The 22,823-nt window shown below is 67.8% G+C and carries 24 protein-coding genes and 1 pseudogene; 16 read left to right on the plus strand and 9 right to left on the minus strand.

The features are described 5' to 3' along the window. The first annotated feature begins 418 nt into the window (after positions 1-418). Positions 419-1,819 carry a sigma-54-dependent Fis family transcriptional regulator gene (locus tag D573_RS0105720; protein WP_018937894.1) on the plus strand — a complete coding sequence of 467 codons (1,401 nt, stop codon included), beginning with the start codon at positions 419-421 and terminating at the stop codon, positions 1,817-1,819. Positions 1,820-1,926: 107 nt separating this feature from the next. Here the strand turns inward: D573_RS0105720 and D573_RS0105725 are convergent, their stop codons facing one another. The 5 genes from D573_RS0105725 to D573_RS0105745 all read right to left on the minus strand — a co-directional run bounded on the left by D573_RS0105725 (position 1,927) and on the right by D573_RS0105745 (position 6,112). Then, positions 1,927-2,586: a hypothetical protein gene (locus tag D573_RS0105725; RefSeq protein WP_018937895.1), complete on the minus strand. Its 660-nt coding sequence runs from the start codon at positions 2,584-2,586 to the stop codon at positions 1,927-1,929. A 220-nt stretch (positions 2,587-2,806) separates the two neighbouring features. Next, a complete protein-coding gene (locus tag D573_RS0105730; RefSeq protein ID WP_018937896.1) occupies positions 2,807-3,610 on the minus strand; it encodes a hypothetical protein in 804 nt (267 codons plus the stop codon). Continuing rightward, positions 3,607-4,659, minus strand: a complete 1,053-nt coding sequence (locus D573_RS0105735; protein ID WP_018937897.1) for a glycosyltransferase family 4 protein — start codon at positions 4,657-4,659, stop codon at positions 3,607-3,609. Before D573_RS0105735 ends, D573_RS0105730 begins: the two co-directional genes overlap by 4 nt. Before the next feature lie 5 nt (positions 4,660-4,664). Further along, positions 4,665-5,063, minus strand: coding sequence for a 6-carboxytetrahydropterin synthase (locus D573_RS0105740; protein ID WP_018937898.1), 399 nt, complete (start codon positions 5,061-5,063; stop codon positions 4,665-4,667). Between the two features lie 38 nt (positions 5,064-5,101). Then, complete coding sequence (locus tag D573_RS0105745) at positions 5,102-6,112, minus strand: zinc-binding alcohol dehydrogenase (RefSeq protein WP_018937899.1); 1,011 nt, start codon at positions 6,110-6,112, stop codon at positions 5,102-5,104. A gap of 136 nt (positions 6,113-6,248) precedes the next feature. Between D573_RS0105745 and D573_RS0105750 the strand changes: the two genes are divergently transcribed. Together D573_RS0105750 and D573_RS0105755 are read left to right on the plus strand one after the other, a co-directional pair. Continuing rightward, on the plus strand, positions 6,249-7,028 hold the full coding sequence (locus D573_RS0105750; protein WP_018937900.1) for a CDP-alcohol phosphatidyltransferase family protein: 780 nt from the start codon (positions 6,249-6,251) through the stop codon (positions 7,026-7,028). Next, positions 7,021-7,659 carry a YceI family protein gene (locus tag D573_RS0105755; protein WP_018937901.1) on the plus strand — a complete coding sequence of 213 codons (639 nt, stop codon included), beginning with the start codon at positions 7,021-7,023 and terminating at the stop codon, positions 7,657-7,659. The genes D573_RS0105750 and D573_RS0105755 overlap by 8 nt, the downstream gene beginning before the upstream one ends. Positions 7,660-8,127: 468 nt before the next feature. Here D573_RS0105755 and D573_RS0105760 read toward each other — a convergent pair whose 3' ends face one another. Together D573_RS0105760 and D573_RS0105765 are read right to left on the minus strand one after the other, a co-directional pair. Beyond that, positions 8,128-8,340 carry a putative motility protein gene (locus tag D573_RS0105760; RefSeq protein WP_018937902.1) on the minus strand — a complete coding sequence of 71 codons (213 nt, stop codon included), beginning with the start codon at positions 8,338-8,340 and terminating at the stop codon, positions 8,128-8,130. Between the two features lie 234 nt (positions 8,341-8,574). After that, entirely contained in the window at positions 8,575-9,204 is a 630-nt protein-coding gene (locus D573_RS0105765) for a class I SAM-dependent methyltransferase (protein WP_018937903.1), read from the minus strand. 370 nt (positions 9,205-9,574) lie between these two features. Between D573_RS0105765 and D573_RS0105770 the strand changes: the two genes are divergently transcribed. Further along, positions 9,575-11,311 (plus strand): uracil-xanthine permease family protein, encoded by a 1,737-nt coding sequence (locus tag D573_RS0105770; protein ID WP_018937904.1) that lies wholly within the window; start codon positions 9,575-9,577, stop codon positions 11,309-11,311. Between the two features lie 27 nt (positions 11,312-11,338). On the opposite strand, the gene folE is transcribed toward D573_RS0105770, so the two are convergent. Beyond that, the gene (folE, locus tag D573_RS0105775; RefSeq protein ID WP_018937905.1) at positions 11,339-11,992 is read right to left on the minus strand and encodes a GTP cyclohydrolase I FolE; all 654 of its coding nucleotides are present in this window, start codon (positions 11,990-11,992) and stop codon (positions 11,339-11,341) included. A 24-nt stretch (positions 11,993-12,016) separates the two neighbouring features. Beyond that, positions 12,017-12,823, minus strand: coding sequence for a DUF3429 family protein (locus tag D573_RS0105780; protein WP_018937906.1), 807 nt, complete (start codon positions 12,821-12,823; stop codon positions 12,017-12,019). 122 nt (positions 12,824-12,945) lie between these two features. Here D573_RS0105780 and D573_RS0105785 point away from each other — a divergent pair, with 122 nt between their 5' ends. The 12 genes and pseudogenes from D573_RS0105785 to D573_RS14950 form a co-directional block, all read left to right on the plus strand. Further along, entirely contained in the window at positions 12,946-14,319 is a 1,374-nt protein-coding gene (locus D573_RS0105785; protein WP_018937907.1) for an NAD(P)/FAD-dependent oxidoreductase, read from the plus strand. After that, a complete protein-coding gene (locus D573_RS0105790; RefSeq protein WP_018937908.1) occupies positions 14,320-15,090 on the plus strand; it encodes a DUF1365 domain-containing protein in 771 nt (256 codons plus the stop codon). Continuing rightward, positions 15,090-16,346: a cyclopropane-fatty-acyl-phospholipid synthase family protein gene (locus D573_RS0105795; protein WP_018937909.1), complete on the plus strand. Its 1,257-nt coding sequence runs from the start codon at positions 15,090-15,092 to the stop codon at positions 16,344-16,346. The genes D573_RS0105790 and D573_RS0105795 overlap by 1 nt, the downstream gene beginning before the upstream one ends. After that, a complete protein-coding gene (locus D573_RS0105800; RefSeq protein WP_018939180.1) occupies positions 16,327-17,691 on the plus strand; it encodes an MFS transporter in 1,365 nt (454 codons plus the stop codon). The genes D573_RS0105795 and D573_RS0105800 overlap by 20 nt, the downstream gene beginning before the upstream one ends. Then, complete coding sequence (locus D573_RS0105805; RefSeq protein ID WP_018937911.1) at positions 17,688-18,278, plus strand: chalcone isomerase family protein; 591 nt, start codon at positions 17,688-17,690, stop codon at positions 18,276-18,278. Before D573_RS0105800 ends, D573_RS0105805 begins: the two co-directional genes overlap by 4 nt. Positions 18,279-18,641: 363 nt before the next feature. After that, complete coding sequence (locus D573_RS0105810) at positions 18,642-19,139, plus strand: GNAT family N-acetyltransferase (protein WP_018937912.1); 498 nt, start codon at positions 18,642-18,644, stop codon at positions 19,137-19,139. A 378-nt stretch (positions 19,140-19,517) separates the two neighbouring features. Further along, the gene (locus D573_RS0105815) at positions 19,518-20,000 is read left to right on the plus strand and encodes a hypothetical protein (RefSeq protein WP_018144443.1); all 483 of its coding nucleotides are present in this window, start codon (positions 19,518-19,520) and stop codon (positions 19,998-20,000) included. Beyond that, a complete protein-coding gene (locus D573_RS0105820) occupies positions 19,966-20,817 on the plus strand; it encodes a hypothetical protein (RefSeq protein ID WP_026287923.1) in 852 nt (283 codons plus the stop codon). The genes D573_RS0105815 and D573_RS0105820 overlap by 35 nt, the downstream gene beginning before the upstream one ends. Positions 20,818-21,018: 201 nt before the next feature. Then, positions 21,019-21,270, plus strand: coding sequence for an AbrB/MazE/SpoVT family DNA-binding domain-containing protein (locus D573_RS0105825; RefSeq protein ID WP_018937914.1), 252 nt, complete (start codon positions 21,019-21,021; stop codon positions 21,268-21,270). 80 nt (positions 21,271-21,350) lie between these two features. Further along, positions 21,351-21,563, plus strand: a pseudogene (locus D573_RS14125) (type II toxin-antitoxin system PemK/MazF family toxin); the annotation flags it as partial. A gap of 79 nt (positions 21,564-21,642) precedes the next feature. After that, the gene (locus D573_RS0105830; RefSeq protein WP_018937915.1) at positions 21,643-22,485 is read left to right on the plus strand and encodes a hypothetical protein; all 843 of its coding nucleotides are present in this window, start codon (positions 21,643-21,645) and stop codon (positions 22,483-22,485) included. Positions 22,486-22,633: 148 nt separating this feature from the next. After that, positions 22,634-22,823, plus strand: a 190-nt coding sequence (locus tag D573_RS14950) for a DUF4372 domain-containing protein (protein WP_038039727.1), incomplete at its 3' end; no start/stop codon positions are given.

Consider the following 22,823-nt stretch of genomic DNA (forward strand, 5'->3'; position numbering starts at 1 on the left):
TCGTCAGTACCTCGCGTCGAACGCCGCGATGGGAGAAGGAGTCGAGCCGTGCTGCCCACACGGGCACCGGGCCTCGGATCGGGGGATGGCCGCACTGGGGCGAGCGGCAACGAAGCCCGCTTGGCGGGGGCGTTCTGCCGACTGACGACCGAGGCGGATATCCATTGCCCATAGTTGTAGAAGAACTCATGCCGAACTACAAGCAACGTACATGCCAATATAGCGACTTTCTTATAAAACAATCATTTAATTAGGATTTACTGATATTCAAACAATGACTGTTGCAACACCCCCGTTTCGCGCTATAACCGAGACAGGGATTGGCGAAACGGGCCATACCGGGGGTGTTGCAGGTGCCCCCGGATGTTGCAACACCGCACCGCTTCCGCCGACCCCTCCAACAAGAAAAGGAGGCGGGATGACCACAACCGAACTGGCCGAGATCTGCATCCGACACAGTCGGGACCCACACCTCATCAGCGATACCCGGGGCCGTGTCCTGTTCGCCAACCCGGCCTTTCACCAGACGCTGCAAATCCCCTCCGATGCCCGCCTCACCCTGGCGAACCTCGGACCACTGAATCTCGAACAACACCTGCAAGAGGCCGCCATTGCCGCCGGCGAGCACGATGCCGACGCCAACAGCACACCGCACGCCCTGCACTTCTCGCTAATGGCGGAACTGGACGACGAGACCCTCCCGCTGGAGGTGATCAGCCAGCCACTGCGCCTGAACGATGACCAGCGCGCGCTGCGTCTGATCACCCTGCAACCGCAGCGCCGGCGAACAACCGCGGTGGAAACCGTCAGCGAGGACGGACAGGACGGGCTCGAGGACAGCCACTTCCATTCCCACGACGCCAGCTGCCGGCCCACGCTGCAGTTCGCACGGCGCGTGGCCGCCAGCGACGTGCGCGTGATGCTCATGGGCGAATCCGGCACCGGCAAGACGCGCCTGGCCCGGGCCATCCACCAGTCCAGCCGCCGCATCCGTGCCCCGTTCGTCGAGATCAACTGCGCAGCGATCCCCGAGGAGTTGCTGGAATCCGAACTGTTCGGCCACGCCCGCGGGGCCTTCTCCGGGGCGGTCAACGACCGGGTCGGGCGCTTCGAGGCGGCCGACGGCGGCACCTTGTTCCTCGACGAGATCGGCGAGATGAGCCCGCGCCTGCAGGCCAAGCTGCTGCGCGCAGTCCAGGATGGCGCCTTTGAACGCGTCGGCGAGAACACCACCCGGCAAGTGGATGTGCGCATCCTTTCCGCGTCCAATCAGAACCTGCGCAGCCGCGTCGAGGCCGGCGCGTTCCGCACTGACCTGTTCTACCGCCTCGCGGTCGCCACGGTGGAAATCCCGCCGCTGCGCGAGCGTCCCCGGGATCTGGAAGCCACCCTGCAGGCCTACGAGGTGCACCACGGCATCCGCATCGCGCCGCATCTGAAGGAACGGCTGCAGGAGCACCCCTGGCCGGGCAACTTCCGCGAGCTGGAGAACGTCTTCGAGTGTCTGACCCTGCACGCCCGCAACGGTCAGGTGGACGACTTTCCCCTGCCCCAGCCGATCCGGATGGATGCCGATGCGGCGGACACGATCCATGCGCCGCGCACCAACCGCCATGACCCGGCCCACGTTCCCGACGACCAACCGAACGACCGGGCGGGCCACCCGACCCGCGACGGCCAGCCCAGCGAGCATCCGGAGGCCCGGCACCTGCGCGAGGCACTGGTCGCCCATGCCGGAAACCGCTCACAGACCGCCCGCGCCCTGGGCATGGATCGCAGCACCCTTTGGCGCAAGCTGCACCGCTACCAGCTAGTCTGAACCTGCGGCTGGCAGACGGCCGCCCCCACAAGAAAAGGCCCCGGAGGTGTACACCCCCGGGGCCTTTTCGGTTGCCCTGCCCGCGCCTTCCGGCAGCGCGAAAAGACCTAGCGGTACTGTCGCAGGTGGCGGGCGCCATCGCGGTGGTGGCGGTCATACACCGGCGCCAGGCGCTCGATCATCGAACGCCGCTCGCTTGTCGGCAACAGCCCCAGGGCGCTGTCCCAGGCCCGCATCGCGCCCGCGGCATCGTCAGCGGCATACAGGGCGTTGCCCAGCTCGCCGTAGAGGTCGGCACGCTGCGCCGAGGTGGCCGGAATGTCTTCCAGTGCCGTGCGCAGCACCTCGACCGCCTCCTCGGGTCCGCCCCGCCAGTAGGCGACACGCCCGGCCTCCAGCGCCTCCTGCACCTGCCGCGCGACCTCTTCTTCGCTCATCGGCTCACCGGTGGCCCGGAGTTGCGCCTGTTCCTGCGGGTCCGGAATCGGGCGCTGTGCGCCCCCCTCGTCCTCACGCTCGTAGGCCTCGCCCGTCATCGGGTCCATGTCGCCCTCCGACAAACGCCCCTCACGCGGCGCCGTTTCGTCCGCTGGGGCCGGGGCATCCTCGGCGACCGCGACGGCCTCGACATCCGTGTCCTCCGGCACCGCATCGGCGCTGGGGGCCAGTACATCGCGCGCCGACCAGGCGATCAGCCACAGCACGATCACGATCAGGATCCAGTAGCGATTAACGAAACTTCTCTGCTTGTTGTCTGCCTGTTCCATGCCTCACCTTTTCCGGTTTTTCCATTGGCGGAGCGACTCGGGCAGCACGGATGAATGCATTCATCAGCGCGACTCCGGGGTCTCCGTCAAGCGTTCATTCCATTACCTATTTCTATCCTGCACCGAAACGCCTTCCAGAGCGAACAGGATAATGGACAGCACATCGGCGCCAATTCTCCCTTGTAAGGGGATGCTGATTAAAACACCCGGGCGGCGTGGGTCAGCGCAAACCGAGCACATCCTGATGCCCGACGGTCAGCTCGACCTCGCCGCGGGCGAGCGCCACGGCGCGCGCCTCGCCCCAGGCACGCAGATTCGCCGCCCGGCCCGGGTCGATCGCGCTGGCCGCGGCGACCCAGCCGTCGATCAGGGCCGCACCCAGCCCCGCCCGATGCGCGTCAATCCGCCAGTCACTGACGCAGGTTTGCACCCCGTACCCCAGCCCCTCGAGCCGCGCCGCACAGGCCGGCGCGGCGGTCGGCCCCAGGGCCGGGCCGAACCCCTTGTCCGAGCGCTGGTGCCGATTGACCGCGCCCTCCAACTCGGCATCCAGGGCATGCGGCTGCGACCAGCGAATCCGCCCGTCATAACTCAGTGCGAACAACACCGCGGCGCCCTGTTCGGCGCAGGCCACAAGCAACCGGTCCAGCCAGGCCTCCGAAACCAGATCCAGCAGCGCCGAACCCGTAACCAGCGATGATCCGCCCGCGAGGGCCGCAGCCGGATCGTCGGCCAGGTCGCTCACCCACCGCTCGAGCTCGATCCCGGCGCCGGGAGCGTCGGCGCGGCCCAGCAGCCCGGTATCGTGGTCCACCAGCCGCCAGTGTTGCGGGGGCGGCAGTCGCGGCGCGAGGTAGCGCAGGTTGGAGCCGGTGCCACTGCCCAGATCCGTCACATGAAGGGGGCCGGCGACACGGCGCCCAGCCAGATGCGCACGCAGGGATTCGACCAGGGCCTCCGGCCGGGCGGCATGATCGGCTGCCTCGCGCAGGGCCAGCCAGTCGGCGTCGAAGGATTCCGTCATTGCAGCCACGCCTCCAGCGTCTGTTCCAGTGCGGCCACCGCACCATCCCAGTCCGAACGTTCCGCCATCGCGTCGCGTGCCATCCGTCCCATCCGGTGGCGCGCTCCATCGTCGACCAACAAGGCGTCGATGGCCTCGGCAAGCGCCCCGATATCTCCCGGCGGGACCAGCCGGCCGGCCGCCTCCGGCACGGTCGCAGGGATCGCCCCACCGGTGGTACCGATCACCGGCAGGCCGCGCGCCATCGCCTCGGTATAGGCCATGCCGAAGCCCTCGTAAGCGCTGGGCAGGACAAACAGCGAGGCCCGCCCGTACCAGCCCTCCAGCGCCGCATCATCGCATTCGCCGGCCCACTCGATCCGGTCTCCAAGCCCGGCCTCGGTGATCGCCGCCTCCACCCGCTGCACATAGGCCGCGTCCCGCACCCGCGAACCCACCAAGACCGCCCGCCAGTCCGTGGTCCGTATGCACGCCAGGGCCTTCACCAGTTCCAGCTGGCCCTTGCGCGGCACGGCCGAGCCCACACAGAGCAGCAGCGGCCGCTCGCCGGGACCGGGCCCCAACGCCTGCGGCCGCCGTTCGATCCCCGGCGGTATCGCCTGGAGCCGCCCGGAAGACACCCCCCAGGTGGCCACCTGCCCGGCGGTGAAGGCACTGGTGGCCAGCACGCCCTCGACCTGACCCACGGCGGCGCGTTCTCGCGCCAGCAGGTTATCGGCCCGCGCCGGTTCCAGCCCGGTCTCCAGACCCAGCGGGTGATGCAGCAGATAGATCAGATGCAGGCGCTCGGCGTGGCGGGCCAGCACCCCGGGAAAGGCACCCGCCGCCAGGCCATCCAGCAGCACGGCCCGCCTATCGGGAAAGCCCGCAAGCGCGGCGTCCAGGGCCGACTCGGCCGCCGGGTTCGGCCCGGGGAATGCCCCCTCCAGCTCGCGCACCGTCACCGTCCAGCCGTGCGCCCTCAAGCCCGCGACCATGCGCGCATCGTAGCGATACCCGCCGGTGCGCTGCTCCAGCGACCCCGGCACCACCAGGCCGAGCTCACGCATTCGGCTCAGGGTGCCGCCTCGTAGCTGGCCCAGGCCACGTGCGACTCGTTCAGCGTCACGCACACCGCGTCCAGCTCGCGGGCCGATTCGCCCAGCTCACCGGCATGGATGGCGCGCGCCACGCGCTGATGCAACGCATGGGCGAGGAACTCGGTGGTGGTGTTCTGGCCGCGAAACTCCTCGCGCTCGTCCAGGTTCTGGTAGTTCAGATCGGCCAGGAGGGCCTTGACCACCTCGCTCGCGCGGCCGATATCCACCACCAGCCCGTCGGCATCCAGGGCCTGGCGGCGGAAGGTCACGTCGACCACGTAGGTCGCGCCGTGGAGCTTCTGGGCCGGGCCGAAGGTCTCGCCGGCAAAGCTGTGGGCGATCATGAAATGATCACGGACGTTCAGGCTGTACATCGGGCAATTCCCCGCAGGTCGCGTTAATCGGAAAAGGGTCAATAACGGATACGGTGGCAGAGCGTGCGTTCGGCCTCGGGCCCGGAGACACGCTGCATTGCCGTCGGCAGGTCGGCGAACGCATCCTCGCCACTGATCAGGGCATCCAGCGCCGGATCGGTCAGCAGCGACAGCGCCAGCGCCAGGCGACGGCGATAGTCCCAGCGCGCCGCGCGCTCCGGCGGGATGCGTCCGACCTGCGAGCTGCGCAACGTCAGCCGCCGCGAGTGAAAGGCCTCGCCCAGCGGCGCCGGCACCGGCTGATCGCCGTACCAGCTCATCTCCACCACCCGGGCCTCGACCCCGGCGAGCGCCAGCGCCTGCTCCAGCCCGGCCGGGTTGCCGCTGGCATGCACGACCCCGTCCAGACCCTGCAGGTCCGGATTCGCTTGCGCCGCGTCCGGGGTGCAAAGGCTCAACCCCAGCCGGGCCGCCACAGCCTCGCGCTGGGGGTTGGGGTCGATCAACGTCACCTCGGTGCCGGGGATCGCGCGCAGCAGCCAGGCCACCAGCAGCCCGACCACCCCCGCCCCGATCACGGCGATGCGATCCCCCGGACCGGGGTGCGCATCCCAGACCGCGTTGATCGCCGTCTCCATGTTGGCCGCCAGCACCGCGCGCTCCGCGGGCACCGTATCCGGGATCGGGACCACCGCGGCCGCGGGAACGACGTAGGCGCTCTGGTGCGGATACAGACAGAACACCCGCTGCCCCAGCGGCGCATCCCCTTCGCCCCCCGCCTCGACCGTTCCGACGCTGATGTATCCGTACTTGACCGGCCCGGGGAACTCGCCCGCCTGGAACGGCGCGCGCATTGCCTGATGCTGGCTCGCGGGGACCCGGCCATGAAAGACCAGCGACTCGGTCCCGCGACTGATCGCGGAAAACTGCGTGCGCACCCGCACCTCCCCCGACACCGGCTCCGCCAGTGCCTCCGGGCGCAGTTCGCCCGTGCCGGGACCGACGACCCAGAAGGCCTGTTCGGGAGCCGGCGTGTTCACCGGAAGCACTGCAAGGTCAGGGTGCAAGGCGGCGTCATCATCCGCGCAGTGTGGGCGAAGCGTATTCCAAGCGGCAACTCCCGGCGCGCGGCGTGGTCGCAAGGCAAAACCCCGGACACCTCCAACGGAGGGCTACAATCCCCCCATGGAATCATCCACCGCCAAACGCCGCTCCGCGGCACGGATACGGACCGGTCTCCGCGTCTGGGCGGCCGACGGGCTCGTCGCCGGCCTGCTGGGCCTGGTCGTCACGGCGGCGCTGATGCTGCACGCCGAACTGGGACCGCACGCAATCCTCGGCTTTGTCGTGCTCTGGTTCATGCTCGGCGCCCTGCTCGCCACCACCACCCCCCCGGACGGACTGGCCCGGGACGGGCGTGGCCCCGGCCCGGCCAACCGGGTCACGCTGCTGCGCGCCGCCCTGACCGCACCCCTGGGGGCCCTGGTATTCGTCCCCCCTGCCACGGGTGACCCATCGCTGGCCCTCTGGGTGATTGCGCTGGCGGGCCTGGCCCTGCTGCTGGACGGGCTCGACGGGGCCGTCGCGCGGCGCACCGACAGCGCCACCGCATTCGGGGCCCGCTTCGACATGGAACTGGACGCAGCGATGATCCTGGCTTTGTCCGTGCTCGCCTGGCAGATGACCGCGGTCGGCCCCTGGGTGATCCTGATCGGGCTGATGCGCTATGCCTTCGTGCTGGCCGCCCGCCCCTGGCCCTGGCTGGCCGGGGCGCTGCCACCCAGCCGCCGCCGCCAGACCGTCTGCGTGCTGCAGACCGTGGTGCTGCTTCTGGTGCTGATCCCCGGCCTGCCCGCCAGCGCCGGCATCACCATCGCCCTGGCCGGGCTACTGGCCCTCGGCCTGTCCTTTGCCGTGGATATCCACTGGCTGTACCGCCACCGACCGGAGGTGTGTCATGACTGACGCCCGCAACGACCGCTTTTCCAGCCGCCTGCGCTCCACGCTCCTGACCTGCCTGCTGACCGCAACCTTCGCCCTGCCCGCTGCCGCCCTGGCCGATGCCGACCGCTGGGTCATCGACCCCGACCACTTCGCAGTCGGTTTCCTGGTCGATCACGCCGGCTACGCCAAGGTCATGGGCATGTTCCTGGAGGCCGAGGGCGAGTTCACCTTCGACCCGGACTCCGGCGAACTGGAGGGCGGCTTCTTCGTCATCAAGACCGACAGCGTGTTCACCAACCACGCCGAGCGCGACGACCACCTGCGCAACGAGGACTTCCTGCACGTCGAGGAATACCCGGAGATGCGCTTCACCGCCACGCGCTACCAGCCCACCGGCGACAACACCGGGCGCCTGAGCGGCGGCCTGGAGCTGCTGGGCGAGACCCGCACCATCCATCTCGACGTGACCATCAACAAGGTCGGGCGCTACCCGTTCCCGCTGGGTGGCCTGTTCGGCCGCCCGTACGTGCTGGGGGCGTCGATGCGTGGCAGCTTTGATCGTTCCGATTTCGGCATGACCTACGGCCTGACCCGCGACATCGTTGGCGACGAGGTCGAACTGATGATCGAGTTCGAGGCGCAGCGGCAGTAACGGACGGCCGCCTGAATGGGTTCACCACGAAGCACTCAAAGAGACGACGGAAACACCGGGGCGTGTAACCACAGAGGGCACCCAGGGCACGGTGCAGGGCAGGCTCCCGGCCTGCCGCGCAGGGCGCGACGGCTCTGGATGGAAGACCGCGTGATCGCGGGGTACGGGGGCATCCGGACACAGCGGCTCCGACACCCGGGACCAAAATACTTCCGCGTCATCCCGGCCGTAGCGCAGCGGAGAGCCGGGATCTCCACACGCCGTTCTAGCCCCAACGTACGGGTCACTCATACCGTGGAGATCCCGGATAACCGCTGCGCGGTTTCCGGGAGGACGATGTAGGAGGCGCCTGGAGACCAGGGCCCGCACGGGCCTTGAGCCTGGCTGACGCTCGTTGCTAATCAGGAAACGAAAAGGCCCCGGGCAGTAACGCGCCGGGGCCTTGCAGGGCGAAAGGACTGGGGGGCGTCAGGCGGTCGTGTTGATGTTGGTGCCCACGTTTGCCGGCAGACCCTGTGTGGCGGCCTGCATCTCGCCAATGTCGGGCAGTGCCTCCAGCATCGACTGAGCGGCCATCTCCTGCGACTCCATCGCCTTCTTCTGCAGGGCCACATCTTTCTGCATGGCCAGCTGCTGCTGGCTTTGCTGGGTGGCCATTGCGGCAATCGCGCTTGCGTCCATCCTGGTACTCCCGGAATCTGAATGTACAGGCCCACCAGCGCTCAGGACGACGGGCCTGCCCCAGGTGACGGCCGCATCCCGCAAGACTTGAGCCTCCATGCACGATTTTTTCGCACGCAGGAGAATTTTCAACGCACAACCGCACGAACGACGATCAGCACCGGAACTCTCGTCGCCGATGCTTCCCCTTCTTCGCGCCTGCGTGCCCTTCGTGGTGAACAAGGCCCTCGACCTTCAGTCAGTCTTCCCGGCGTTGCGGCCGACAGGACCTTCGGGCGCTCGGCAGACCCGCGCGGCAAAGCGCCGCATCACGCCACGGGCCACGCGATCCTCGGGTTCGATGCAGAACCCGGCCTGCTCCACCGCGGCCTCGGTATCGCGATTCGGATGGCAACCGCCAGTGACGCAGGTCCAGGCCGGCTGCACCCGGTCCTGGGCCCGTCCCAGCAGCGGGCGGGTGTGGCGCACATGCTCCAGCATGCGCAACGCGCCGCCGTCCGCCAGCACCCGGCGCACCTCGCCCAGGGCCCGCGGCGGGTCCTGGACGCTGCAGAAAACCAGGCCGGAGACCACGCTATCGAACACCCCATCCGCAAATGGCAGCGCCTCGGCCTTCGCCACCACCAGCGGGACCGTCGGCGCACGGCGTCGCGCCCTCCGCAGCGCGGCCAGGTCCGGATCCATGCCGATCACTTGCGTCGGATCCGCGTACAGCGGCAGATCGCGCCCGGTCCCGCAGCCGACCTCCAGAACCCGGCCTTCGGCGCCCTCGACCAGGCGCCGTCGCCAGCGGCGCAGCCCCAGAAGATCGGCACCGGCCATCAGGCCGTCATACAGCCAGGGGATCTGTTCAAGACCGCGCATCACGCCTCCACAAAGAACCCGAAAAATGAATGAACCTCGGCGGGATCGCCGTGCCCATCTGAAAATGTGACAGCCACCACACTCTTTCAGCCGCTGGCAGGAACCTGTTTCCACACCGCCTGTCCACTTATACAAGTTGCGGAAATCATCGGCTCGTGGCAACGGCAGCCGGTGACCCGCCGTTCAGATCACAACCCTCCATCACACGGGTGTCTGAACGATCTTGGACCCGGCCATTGCGCCGGGTCTTTTTTTGTCTGGTTGCCGGTCCCCTACGACTCGCGGGCAACGCCCAACCAACACCCCCCGGCTCCCGACACCACGTGGCTGTTATGATTGCGCGCTTTCGCCAACCGCGCACAGGGGCACCGTGGCCGAAGCTTCGCAGTCGAAGATCCTCTATGAGGTGGACGATCACCCGCCTCCGGTCAAATGCACCATCAGTGCGCTGCAGAGCCTGTTGCTGGTCGCGCCGACCATCATCATCGCGCCCCTGATCCTGGCCCGCGCCATCGGTCTCGATCTGGCCGCGACCCAGTGGACCGTATTCGCCGCCCTGATCGGCAGCGCGCTTGCCACACTGATTCAGGTCCGCCGCGTCGGCCCGATCGGATCGGGCTACCTGATCTTCATGGGGACCTCGACCGCCTACCTGGCCGTGGGCATCGAGGCCGCCCTGGTCGGCGGCATGGCGCTGGTCGGCACCCTTGCAGTGCTGTCGGCCCCGGTACAGTTCCTGTTCGCGCGCTATCTCGGGCTATTCCGCCGCATCATCACGCCCACGGTCAGCGGGGTCGTGATCATGCTGGTGGTGCTCGGCGTGATCCCCACCACAGCCGACATGATGCAGGGTGAAGGAGACTACGAGGGGACCTGGCGGGCACTGGTGGTGGCCCTGTTCACACTCGGGTTCACCATTCTCGTGGCGGTCTTCGGCGGACGCCTGCTGCGGCTGTGGGCCCCCATCATGGGGCTGGGCTCCGGGATCGTGGTCGCGATGATCTTCGGCGTCACGGATTTCTCGGAGGTCACCGAGGCCGCCTGGTTCGGCCTGCCGCCGCTGGAATGGCCCGGCTTTTATTTCGAGTTCTCGCCCACCTGGTTCACGCTGCTTCTGACCTTCGCGATCGTGACCCTGGTCGGAGCGGTGGAGTCCATTGGCGATACCCAGGTCGCGCAGCGCAACTCCTACCGCACCCCGCGCAAGATCGACCACGACCGCGTGCGCGGCGGGCTGTATGCGGACGGCCTGGGCAACATGATCGCCGGCAGCCTGGGCACACTGCCCAACACGACCTATGGCATTGGCGTCTCCTCGATCGAGCTGACCGGCATGGCCGCCCGCCGGGTCGGCTACTACTTCGCCGCCTTTCTCGCGCTGATCGCGCTGATTCCCAAGCTCAACATGCTGATGATCTCGCTGCCAGGCCCCGTCTTCGGCGCGTTCCTGCTCATTTTGCTGGCCCTGTTGTTCGTCGCGGGGATCCGCCTGTGCGCCCAGGACGGCCTCAACTACCAGAGCGGGCTGATCATCGGTGTCGCCTTCTCGACGGGTTTCATCTTCCAGAACGAACTGTTTTTCCACCACCTGATCCCGGAGGCGCTGAGCCCGTTTCTGAATAACGGCGTCTCCACCGGCGGCACGGTGGCGGTGGCACTCAGCATGATCTTCAACCTGCGGCCCCGCCCGCATCGACGCGCGACCTTCGAGCCCGAGGCGGATTCCCTGCCACAGGTCCATGCCATGGCGCAGGAATTCGGCGAAAGCCTGAGCCTGCCGGAAAAGCAATCGGTCAAACTGCAAATCGCCCTGGAGGAGGTCTTCATGCATCTGTCCGAGCAGGCAGCCCGCGAGCCGGGACGCAGCCGGCCGGTCGATGTACGTCTGGAACGCGAAGGCGAGACGCTGGCGGTGGAAATGATCGATCGCACCGCCGCGGCCGAGGTCGACGAGGCCGCGCTGCGCGAGGCACGCCAGTGGACGGCCAGCGACGAACAATCGCTGCGCGAGCTGGGCCTTTACCTGCTGAACAGCCTGGCGCAGGACGTTCGCCACATGCGCATGGCCGGGGTCAACTACATCTCGTTCAGCATCCCGCTGCGCTGAACGCGCCCGACGCCGCCCGGTCGGGGTTCAGTCGCGGCTGCCGCGGATGAGGTTCAGGAACTCGCGCCGGGTGCGCCCGTCCTCGCGGAAGGCGCCCAGCATCACCGAGGTCGCCATCGAGGAGTGCTGCTTCTCCACCCCGCGCATGGTCATGCACATGTGCTTGGCATCCACCACCACGCCAACCCCCTTGGCCCCCGTCACCTGCATCAGCGCCTCGGCAATCTCGCGGGTCAGGCTCTCCTGGATCTGCAGCCGCGCGGCGAACATGTCCACGATGCGGGCAATCTTCGACAGGCCGATCACCTTGCCATCGGGCAGGTAGGCGACATGCACCTTGCCGATAATCGGCAGCAGGTGATGCTCGCACAGGGAGTACAGCTCGATATCGCGCAGCAGGACCATCTCGTCGTTATCGGACGAGAACAGCGCATCATTCACGATGGTGTCCAGATCCTGCTGGTAACCACGCGTCAGATACTGCATGGCCTTGGCCGCGCGCATCGGCGTGTCCCGCAGGCCCTCGCGTTGCGGATTCTCGCCGAGCCCGGCGAGAATCTCGCGGTAGTGCTCGGCGAGTTGTTCCGGGGCGGCCAGCGGCTGGCCCGAGGCAGGGGTGGCCGTCGGCTCGTCGGCCATGCGGGCATCTGCGTTCATCGATGGTTCCTTGTTCTCGTTCATTCTCGCGTTCTTCCTCTTTCCTGCTCAGGCCGCGATGGTGACCGCGAGGCCGGAGGCCAGGGCCAGCATCGCGCCCACGGTCAGCATCAGGCGCAGACCGAGATAGCCACGGGGCAACGCCCGCCGCTGCAGGCTCAGCCGGTCCACCCACCACACCCCAAGAAACAGCACTGCCAGCGTCATCAAGGCCTGCGGCAGCGGCTGCAGCACCGCCAGCCAGGCCAGGACGGACGGCACCACCGCCCACACCGGCGCCGAGAGCGGACCCACCCGGTGCTGCCGATCCGCCAGATAGATGCCCCAGTGGACCGCCCCCAGGAACGACAGGATCACCGCACCATAGAGCGCCAGGGCCTCCAGCGCGAAAACCTGCCATTCGGGCTGGGCCATCCAGGCCCCGATGCCGAAGAACGCGAAGGGTAGCAGCCCGGCGTACCCGAGCACCTGCAATGCAGGTGCCGGGGTATCCGGGCGCGCGCCCTCGCCGCGCGCCTGCAAGGCCCGGTGGCCCAGGTACTCGCGCAGTTCAGGGAGGCCGCCGATCACCCCTTCGCGCGTCACAAACAGCGGTAGCACCGCGGCGCCGGTGGCCTGTTGCAACGCATGGAACTGCTCGCGGTTGTGAGCCGAGCCCATGCCCCACTCCAGCCGCTGCCAGCGCCCCGGGGCCGTCGCCTTCAGAAGCGCCTCGGCATCCCGGAAATCCGACAGCCCGGAGGTGATACCCACGATCTCGTGGGTCGTCAGTGCATCGCGCACCTCTGCCGGCCACTCGGGGGCGCCCGCTTGCGCCTGGTTATCTGTGTTCACGATCCGCGTCTCCCGCTGCACCTGTTTCGCGGTATACCGCCCTCCTATTGGAAGCCGGGGAACTTTTTACCGCCACCATTTACAAAGATTGTACAGTTATTGTATAAGATGTACATCGCCCTGCGGCCCGGAGATCCACCACCATGCAACGCTCGCGCATCGCCGTCATCGGCGGAGGCATCGCCGGCCTGTCCGCCGCCTGGATTCTGCAGACCCGGCACCAGGTCCAACTGTTCGAAGCGGAACCGGAGCTCGGCGGCCATGCCCATACGGTGGAGGTACCCGATCCGCAGGGCCACACGGCCATCGACACCGGCTTCGTGGTCTACAACGAGCGCAACTACCCCCTGCTCACCCGCCTGTTCACGGAACTCGACGTCCCCACCCAGGATACGGACATGTCCTTCGGCTATTCGCGCCAGCCCGCGGGCGTCGAGTATGCCGGCTCCGATCTGAACACCCTGTTCGCGCAGCGCCGCAACCTGGTGCGCCCGACCTTCCTGCGTATGGCGCGCGATATCCTGCGCTTCAACCGCCTGGGCAAGGGCCTGTTCGAGCGTGGCGAAAGCCCGGAGGGCACGCTCGGCGCGTTTCTCGCCCGGCACCGACTGGGCCGCGGCTTCACCGAGGACTACCTGCTGCCGATGGCGGCCGCGATCTGGTCCTGCCCGCCCGAGGAAATCCGCGAGTTCCCGGCCGCCAGTTTCCTGCAGTTCTTCCACAACCACGGCCTGCTGGATCTGCGTGATCGCCCGCAGTGGCGCACGGTGGTCGGCGGCAGCCGCGAGTACGTCCAGCGGCTCGCGGAGCGCCTGGAACCCGGCAGCGTGATTCACCAACCGGTGCGCGCAGTGATCCCCGAGGCCGACCGGTGGCGGGTCCTGACCCACGATCAGGCAGCGGGGTTCGACGCGGTCGTGTTCGCCTGCCACGCCAACACCGCGCGCTGGCTGCTGAACAAGGCCGACCCGGCGCGCGAGCGTCTGCTCGCCGCCTGCCGCTTCCAGCCCAACCGCGCGGTACTGCACACCGACCCGGCGCTGATGCCCCGCTCGCGCCGCGTGTGGTCCTCCTGGAACTATCTCTCCGGGCGCTCCACCCAGGCGCGCGACAACGTCTCGGTCTCCTACTGGATGAACCGCCTGCATCGCCTGGAACGGCGCCAGGACTACATCATCAGCCTGAACCCCTGGCGCGAGCCGCACCCAAACACCGTGCTCGGCGAACAGCACTGGGAACACCCGGTCATGGACACCGCGGCGGAGAAGGCGCGTCAGCGCCTCGCGGCCACCCAGGGCGAGAACAACCTGTACTTCGCCGGTGCGTGGATGGGCTACGGCTTCCACGAGGATGGACTGCGCTCGGCCGTTTCCATCGGGCGATCGCTGGGCATCGAACCGCCCTGGTCCTGCCCTGCGCACCCCCCCATGCAGACCGCCCGCCAACCGGGCTCCGCCATTCACGGCGGCGTAGCGGCACCGGCGCACGCGCCGCCTGCGCAATCCCGGAGCGCGTGAATGGACGCCGCCCTGGTCCATGGCACGGTGCTGCACCAGCGGTTCTTTCCGCAGCAATATCGCTTTCGCTACCCGGTAACCAGCGCGCTGTTCGATATCGATCGCCTGGCGGAGACCACCCGGCGCTGCCGTCTGTTCTCGCTGAATCGCTTCAACCTGTTCAGCCTGCGCACCCGCGACCACGGCCCACGCGACGGCCGCCCCTGGCGCCCGTGGATCGAGGCCCACCTGGCCGAACACGCCATCGACCTGGCCGGTGGCCCGATTCACCTGCTGACCATGCCGCGCGTCCTCGGGCACGCCTTTAACCCGCTCAGTGTCTGGTACGCCCGGCATGCCGACGGCGAACTGCGCGCCATCCTGCTGGAGGTGCGCAATACCTTCGGCGAGCACCACCACTACCTGCTGCACGAGAACGGCGCCCCCATGGCCCTCCCCGTGCGCCAGGAAAAGAACAAGGCCTTCCACGTCTCACCGTTCATCGACATGCACGCGCGCTACGCCTTCACCCTGACGCCGCCGCGCCTGCAGTCCGGCGCATCGCTGCGCATCGCGATCAACGAATACCAGGACCAGGACCTGATGCTGGTGGCCTCGCAACACGGGCGCCTGCGCCCGTTCAGCGACCGCGCACTGCTGGCCGCCTTCCTGAAGAAACCCTGGATGACCCTCAAGATCCTGCCGCTGATCCACTGGCAGGCTCTCAGAATCTGGTGGCGCGGCGGGCGCTATCACCCACGGCCCGCACCCCCCGCACAGGAGATCGACTAATGGCCCTCGACCACATCGACACCCCGCAGGAAGGCACGGCCCGGCGCGACTGGGCCCTGCGCCTGGTCGCCCGCGCCCTGAAAGACATCGACACCGGGCAGATCACCCTGATCGGTCCGTCCGGCGACCGCATCACCTTGCGCGGGCGCAAGGCCGGCGTCGAGGCGGTATGGCACTTCCGCCGCCCGTGGCGGGCCATCCTGCGCCTGCTGCGCCACGGCGATATCGGCTTCGCCGAAGGCTTCATCAGTGGCGACTGGATCACCCCCGACCTGCAGACGCTGCTGCGCTTCGCCACCGACAACGAACAGGCCCTGGCGCCGATGGCCGAGCGCCCGACATGGCAGCGTGCCATCGACCGCATGCGCCACTGGATGCACCGCAACAGTCGCCGCGGGAGCCGCGCCAACATCCGCTTCCACTACGATCTCGGCAACGACTTCTACAACCTGTGGCTGGACCGCACCATGAGCTACTCGTCGGCGCTGTTCACCCGCGGCGACGAGGCCCTGGAACAGGCCCAGGCGCAGAAGTACGCCCGCCTGCTGGACCAGCTGAACGCCGAACCCGGCGCGCATATCCTCGAGATCGGTTGCGGATGGGGTGGCTTCGCCGAGATGGCGGCGCAGCGCGGCTACCACGTCACCGGCGTGACGCTCTCGCAGGAGCAACTCGACTATGCCCGCGCGCGCATCGAACGCGCCGGCCTGAGCGACCGCGTGGAACTGCGTCTGCAGGACTATCGCGACCTGCAGGGCACCTTTGATCACGTGGTCTCGATCGAGATGTTCGAGGCCGTGGGCGAACACTGGTGGCCGACCTTTTTCGCCAAGGTCCGCAGTTGCCTGCGCCCGGGCGGCCGCGCGGCGCTGCAGGTCATCACCATCGCGGAAGAGGCCTTCGAGTACTACCGCCGCAACGCGGACTTCATCCAGCTCTACATCTTCCCCGGTGGCATGCTGCCCTCGGTCCCGCGCTTCAACGCAGAGGCCGAGCGCGCCGGGCTCACGGTCGAGGACCAGGCCCTGTTCGGCGAGGATTACGCGCGCACGCTGCGCCACTGGCACCGGGAGGTCCGCCAGGCGGAGCCGGTCATCGAGGCGCTGGGCTACTCGCAGTCGTTCCTGCGCATGTGGCGCTACTACCTCGCCTATTGCGAGGTCGGCTTCGACACCGCCCGCGTGAACCTGATGCAGGCGGTTCTGCAAAGTCCCGTCCAGCCCGCCGCGCCGGGCCATGACCCCGCGAACCAATGAGGTGAGCACCCTTCGCTGGCCGCGGCTGTTCGCCTACGGCGGCCTGGGCATGCCCCTGGCCGTCCTCGGCCTGCCGCTGTATGTCTTCCTGCCCGCGCACTACGCCGAGCACACCGGCCTGGGCGTCACCCTGGTGGGCGTCTTCCTGCTGCTGGCACGGCTGCTCGATGTCGTCACCGACCCGCTGATCGGCCATCTGTCCGACCGCATCCCCGGTGCGTGGCGACGACGTGCGGTCATGCTTGCGGGCGTCCCGCTGCTGCTGATTGCCGCGCCCTTCCTGTTCCGCCCGCCGGCGGATGCCGGCGCCTGGTATCTGCTGATCTTCAGCACCCTGGTCTACCTCGGCTGGACACTGGTCGCCCTGCCCTATGCCGCCTGGGGCGCCGAGCTCTCCGGCGACTACCACGAGCGCTCGCGCATCACCGCCGCGCGCGAGGGCTTCGTCGTCCTGGGCACGGTAACGGCCGCCGCGCTCCCCGCGGTCCTGGGCCTGCAGGACGATGCCGGCGCGGCGCTAGCCACCCTTGCAGTCCTGCTGTGGGTGCTGCTGCCGATCGCCTTCGTGGTCCTGCTCTGGCGGGTGCCGGAGCGCCCGGGGCGCCTGGCGCCGGTGCCCTGGCGCGCCGGCTGGACCCTGCTGCGGTCCAACCAGCCGTTCCGCCGCCTGGTCCTCGCCTGGGTCCTGAACGGCACCGCCAACGCCATCCCGGCCACCCTGTTCCTGCTGTTCATCACCCACGTGCTGGAGGCCCCCGGACACGCCGGGCCACTGCTGCTGGTCTACTTCGCCACCGGCATCCTCGCGCTGCCCCTGTGGCTGCGCCTCGCCCGCCGGCTGCCCAAGCACCGGGTGTGGACGCTGTCGATGCTGCTCGCCTCGACCTTCTTTATCTGGGTTCCGTTCCTCGGTTCCGGCGACGTGCTCGCGTTCTACGCCATCACCGTATTGACCGGGCTCAGCCTCGGTGTGGACCTGGCGCTGCCGGCTGCAATGCAGGCCGACGTGATCGACCAGGACACCGCCGACGGCGGCGGCGAGCGCGCCGGACTCTTCTTTGGGCTGTGGGGCATGGCCACCAAGCTGGCCCTGGCCCTGGCCGTTGGCATCAGCTTCCCGCTGCTGGGCCTGGCCGGCTTCTCGGCCGACGGCGACAACGGCCCCACCGCCCTGCTCGTGCTGGCGCTGGCCTACGCCGGCCTGCCGGTGTTGTTCAAGCTCGCGGCGATGGCCCTGATCTGGCGCTTCCCCATCGATGCCGACGCCCAGCATGCCCTGCGCGAACGCATCCACGCGCGCGAACGCGCCGCGCCTTCAGCCCAGCCCGGAGGAACCACCCCATGAATAGCCACGCCACCCGCCGCGGGACCCTGCTCGCATCCATGCTGCTGCTTGCACTGTTCCTGACCGTCGCACCCGCCAGCGCCGCGACCGAGATCGACGGCGTCCGCTTTGCCGACACGGTCACGATCGACGACACGACCGTCCCGCTGCGCGCCGGGCGGCTCTATCGCTACACCATCTTTCGCGTCTACGTCGGCGCGCTCTACGTCCCGGAAGACGTCGCTCCGGACGATGTGCTGACGGCCGACGTGCCCAAGCGCCTGGAACTGGAATACCTGCGCGCCATCAGCGCCGACGACTTCCGCAAGAGTGGAAACAGCCTGCTCGAAGACCAGCAGACCCCGGACACCCTTGCGGCCCTGTCCGACCGGCTGGAGACCTTCAACGCCGCCTACCGCGACATGGAGGCGGGCGACCGCTACGCCCTGGAATACCGCCCGGGCCATGGCACCCGCCTGCTGCAAAACGGCACATCGCTGGTCGAGGTCCCCGGCCACGACTTCGCCACGGCCTACTTCGGTATCTGGCTGCACCCGGAAGAGCCCCTGTCCCGCCGCTTCCGCGACACCCTGATCGGCCAACGCTGAACTCACGCTCCAGGGAACCCCAATCTGCGTGCACGCGCACGCACCGCAGGGTCTGGCAAGCACCTGGTTATTACCCGTCATCGCGAGGCGCGAAGCGCCGCGGCGATCTCCACGGCCTGCCACCGGGCCGCTCCCCTGGATTGCCGCGGGGCGCTCGCAAAGCCAGAAAAACACCTACCCGTCATCTGGCCCACCCCCCGCAGCCCCCGATCCGCGAAACCCTTCACAGGAACATGGCTCCAACCTGGACTAGACTCTTCCGTCCGGGACCCAGGGCCAGGAAGGCCGGGGAGCCATTCATCCACCCGTCCGCTCGCGTACGGATCGGGGCTCTCCCTCACGGCGTCCCGACGGAGGATTGCCATGCAACACCGCATCGCCTTCCGGGAGGCCACCTGGCCTGCCGACGCCGAGGCCCTGTCCCAAGTTCGCTGCGAGGTCTTCGTCGAGGAACAGGGCGTGCCCGAACCACTGGAGTTCGACGGCCTGGACGCCGCCGCCCTGCACTGGCTGGCCACCGGGCCAGGGGACGAACCGGTCGGCACCCTGCGCATGCTGCCCTCCGGCCAGATCGGCCGCATGGCCGTGCGTGAACCCTGGCGCGGACACGGCATCGGCTCGCGCCTGCTGGACTGTGCCCTCCTGGCCGCTGCCCGCCACGGCTGGCGCGAGGTCTGGCTGAACGCCCAGAGCACCCGCATCGGCTTCTACGCCCGCCACGACTTCTTCGTCATCAGCGACACCTTCGAAGACGCCGGCATCCCCCACCGCCGCATGCTCCACCGCATCCACTCCCCGATCGCACGACCCAGCCAACCCTGGAGCCGTCCCAACCTCGGCCTGGCCGCGCATCCGCTATAGCCCGCCCGGGTCCGGGCTCCTCGTGATGCGATTCGCTGCGCTCATCCGCATCCTACGAGGGTCCTTGTGGGCGCCGACTCACCCGCGCGAATCGGCAGCACCCTCACCCCGCAACGCCCACAAACGTAGGGTGCGTTGAGCCCTGCGAAACGCACCACTCACCACGGGGCATACCCCACCCACGATGCGATTCGCTACGCTCATCCGCATCCTACGAGGCATTCTGTGGGAGCGTGCCTGCACGCGAATCGCCCGCCCCGAAACCAACGAATTCCGTGATTCCCGGAACCGCACGAAACCATCACCGAACCCAGAGATGCGAACACATCCGCACTCGCCTATGCTGAGAGAAGCACCCAGCACGCGAGCGACACGCCGATGACCACCCCCGAACGCGACCCGACCCTGATCGACGCCGAGGCCCTGCTGGCCGAACTCCTGGCCGCCACCCGCCGGCGCCTCTGGCTGCATGCCCGCGTCGCGCTCCTGGCCGAGATCGCGGGTGCCGACCTCGGCGCCGAGCTGGCCGGCATCGCGCGCCGCCATCGCCATACCGATATCCGCCTGCTGGTGGACGACGATCTCGCCCTGAAGGAACAACTCCCAAGCCTGGTCGAGAGCATCAAGCGTCTACCCAGCGCCGTGTCGGTGCGCCGGCTGGAGGCCGCGGAGGAAAGCCCGCTCACCGTCACCGCCATCGCCGACCACAGCGGCTGGATGCAGCTCACCCAGGCCGGCGGACGCCGCATCCTGCGCGGCGACGTCGAGGACCGGCCCGGCACCCAGCGCGCAGCCCAGGACTTCGAGGCCAACTGGAGTCTCAGCGATGAAGCCGTCGAACTCCGCCGCCTCCTCGTCTGACAGGCCCCGCATGGTGGATCGGCGCCGCTGGCTACGGGGCGCCCTCGCACTAGCCGCCGGCACGCTCCTGCCCGGAGCCGCGCTCGCGCGTGAACCCCACGCCGAGGTCGCCGTTCTGCCGCTGCAAAACCGCCCGGCCCACAGCCTGCTGCCCGAGCTCCAGGCCCTGTTCGGCGACACCGCCACCCTGCGCGGCGACGGCTTCCGCCTGCTGGTGCGCGCCGATGCCCGCACCCTCCAGCAGATCCGCGAGGTCGTCGCCGAACTTGACGCCCCGACCCAGGACCTCATCCTCTCTGTGCGCCGCCACAGCGACGCCCCACGAACCGAACGCGGCAGCGGTTTCGAGTTCGAGAGCGGCCCGGACGGCACCGAAGGGCGCATCACCACCCAGCGCCTGCGCACCACGCGCCGCGACGACCAGACCCAGCACCTGCGCCTGCGCGAAGGCACCGACGCCATCATCCTGGTCGGCGAGACCCGCACCGCCGGCTTCCGCATCATCCACGGCCGCGCCGGCGTCGGCGTCGAACCCCTGCTACAGAACACCGCCCGCGGCTTCCGCGTACGGCCCCAGGTCCAACCCGACGGCCGTGTGCGCGTGGCTATCTCCCAGCTCCACGAACGCCCCCTCACGCGCGGCGCCGTGGACCGCGACGCCATCGACACCCAGCTCACCCTGGAGCCGGGCACCTGGCACACCCTCGGCGGCGTCCACAGCGAGAGCGCCACCGAGCAACGCGGCCTCGCCTCCCGCCGCACCACCCGCGACCGCGACACCCTCACCCTCGAAATCCGCGTCGATCCCGTTCGCTAGCCAGCCCCCATGATGCGATTCGCTTCGCTCATCGGCATCCTACGGGATAGCACCGCCCCGTAGGGTGCGTTGAGCCCCGCGAAACGCACCTCCAACCGCGAGGCATCGACCACCCAACTGGCAGGCCAACGGTCTGGCGCACTTCCACACCGGGGTGATACAGCCTTTTAAACAATGTCTATACATCATGCGGATGCAGCCATGGCCGAGACACGACTGAAAATCAAGCGTTGGGGTAACAACCTGGGGGTTCGCCTTCCAGCGGCCATCGCGCGCGCCGCGCATCTGGAGGCGGACCAGCCTGTCATCGTCTCAGTGGAGGGCAACCAGATCGTAATCCGTCCGGAAACCAGTCAATCCATGACGCTCGATGAGCGGCTGGAAGCGTTTGACCCGGATATCCACGGCGGCGAGGTCATGCGCACTGACGCGATTGGAAATAAACGATGGTAAAACGCGCAGCACCCAAGGACTGGGTACCCCTGCGCCGTGATGTCATCTGGATCGACCGCAACCCTCAGGCGGGGCGGGAAATGCGAGATATTCACCCCTTCCTGGTCCTGTCACCGACCCAATTCAACGCCCAAACCTCGCTGGTCCTGGGGCTCCCCATGACCACCGCCAGCTACAATGCGACCAACCCCTTCGCCGTGGTGGCGGGCACGACGCCGGATGCAAGAACCAGCTACATCGTCTGCCACCAGGTTTGGCCTCGCCGGCACGCTGGCACCCGCGAGCCTCCTGGCGGCACCGGTGGGCAACATGGCCACCTCGGCCGACAACCGGTGGTCTCTGAGTATCGGTGTGGAACGGTCTCGCAGGGAGATGTCCCAAAACGGGGATGCCGAGGTTGGAAGCGTCACTTCGACCAGTCCCAATGGTGATCGCTTCGATGAAGGTCCCATCTCTGATGGACCCATCAATGGTGGTGGAGGGGGCCAAACCTTCACCGAAGGCTTCAACGGGCTCAATGCCGACGAGGAACAAACCGATCTGTTTGCGCAGCTTAACTATTCAGTAACACCGCGGATCGAGCTCTACGGGCGAGTGGGTGCGACCCAGTCCCGACTCAGCAACTTCAGCTCCATCAACGGCTACTTTGAACAGTCTTTCTCCGAAGGCGATGGTTTCACCGTCCGAGACCGTGACGAATTTGGCCCAATCTCACAGGAGGCGGCCGGTTTTCAATCTGGATCCACCGACGTAGGCTGGCTTGCCGCAGTGGGCGGACGGTTCAACCTTCACGAGTGGAATGAGCGAGGCGTCGCGCTCAACCTGGATGTGATGTATCAGATCCGGGACGCTGGAGGTGGGTGGGATACCTACTCACCGATCTTCTGGGAAGGAAGTAACGAAGTGGTGTCCGTCGACGGACACAAGAGTTCGGAATGGCACGCCGCCCTGGTTCTCGAACGCGTGGTCGGCGACTTCCGCCCATATGGCGGGCTGAAATACGCGCGCGTGAAAAGCGAATACGATCTCGTGCGTTCGAGTGAAATCGAAGAATTGGACGGCTCAACTGGCACGCTGCGGCTGCAGAACCGACGCGAACTCGGTTTGCTGGGCGGCATGGAATACCAGATCAACCCCGCCATGAGCATTCTTGGTGAGATCCGCGCTGGTGACGAGACGGCATTGAATCTGGGTGTGCGGTACCGCTTCAACTAGGCGTTATTGTCGGCACGTTGTACGGCCGACGTAATCGGGGCGGTACCACTGCTGTCCCACTTAATTCAACGAGATAGCCCGATTCCTGGGCCGTTTTCGATACAATGGTTTCACCACAAAACGTTGAATCGAAACGAGGAATCGGGCTATGGCCTACCATGCTACTGTACTTCGTCAGCTTCTCCAATCCGTGCCGCGACTTGAATTTGAGCGACTGGCGACGAAGCTGGATGGGCCGCGGCGCAGCGACGCCTTGTCCCGCTGGAGCCAGTTTCTGGCTCTGGTGGTTGGGCATGTGGGCCAGCGGCACAGCCTGCGTGATATCGAGTCCGCGCTGA

Origin of the sequence: Thioalkalivibrio sp. AKL9 (assembly GCF_000377825.1) — a bacterium.
Lineage (GTDB): Bacteria > Pseudomonadota > Gammaproteobacteria > Ectothiorhodospirales > Ectothiorhodospiraceae > Thioalkalivibrio > Thioalkalivibrio versutus.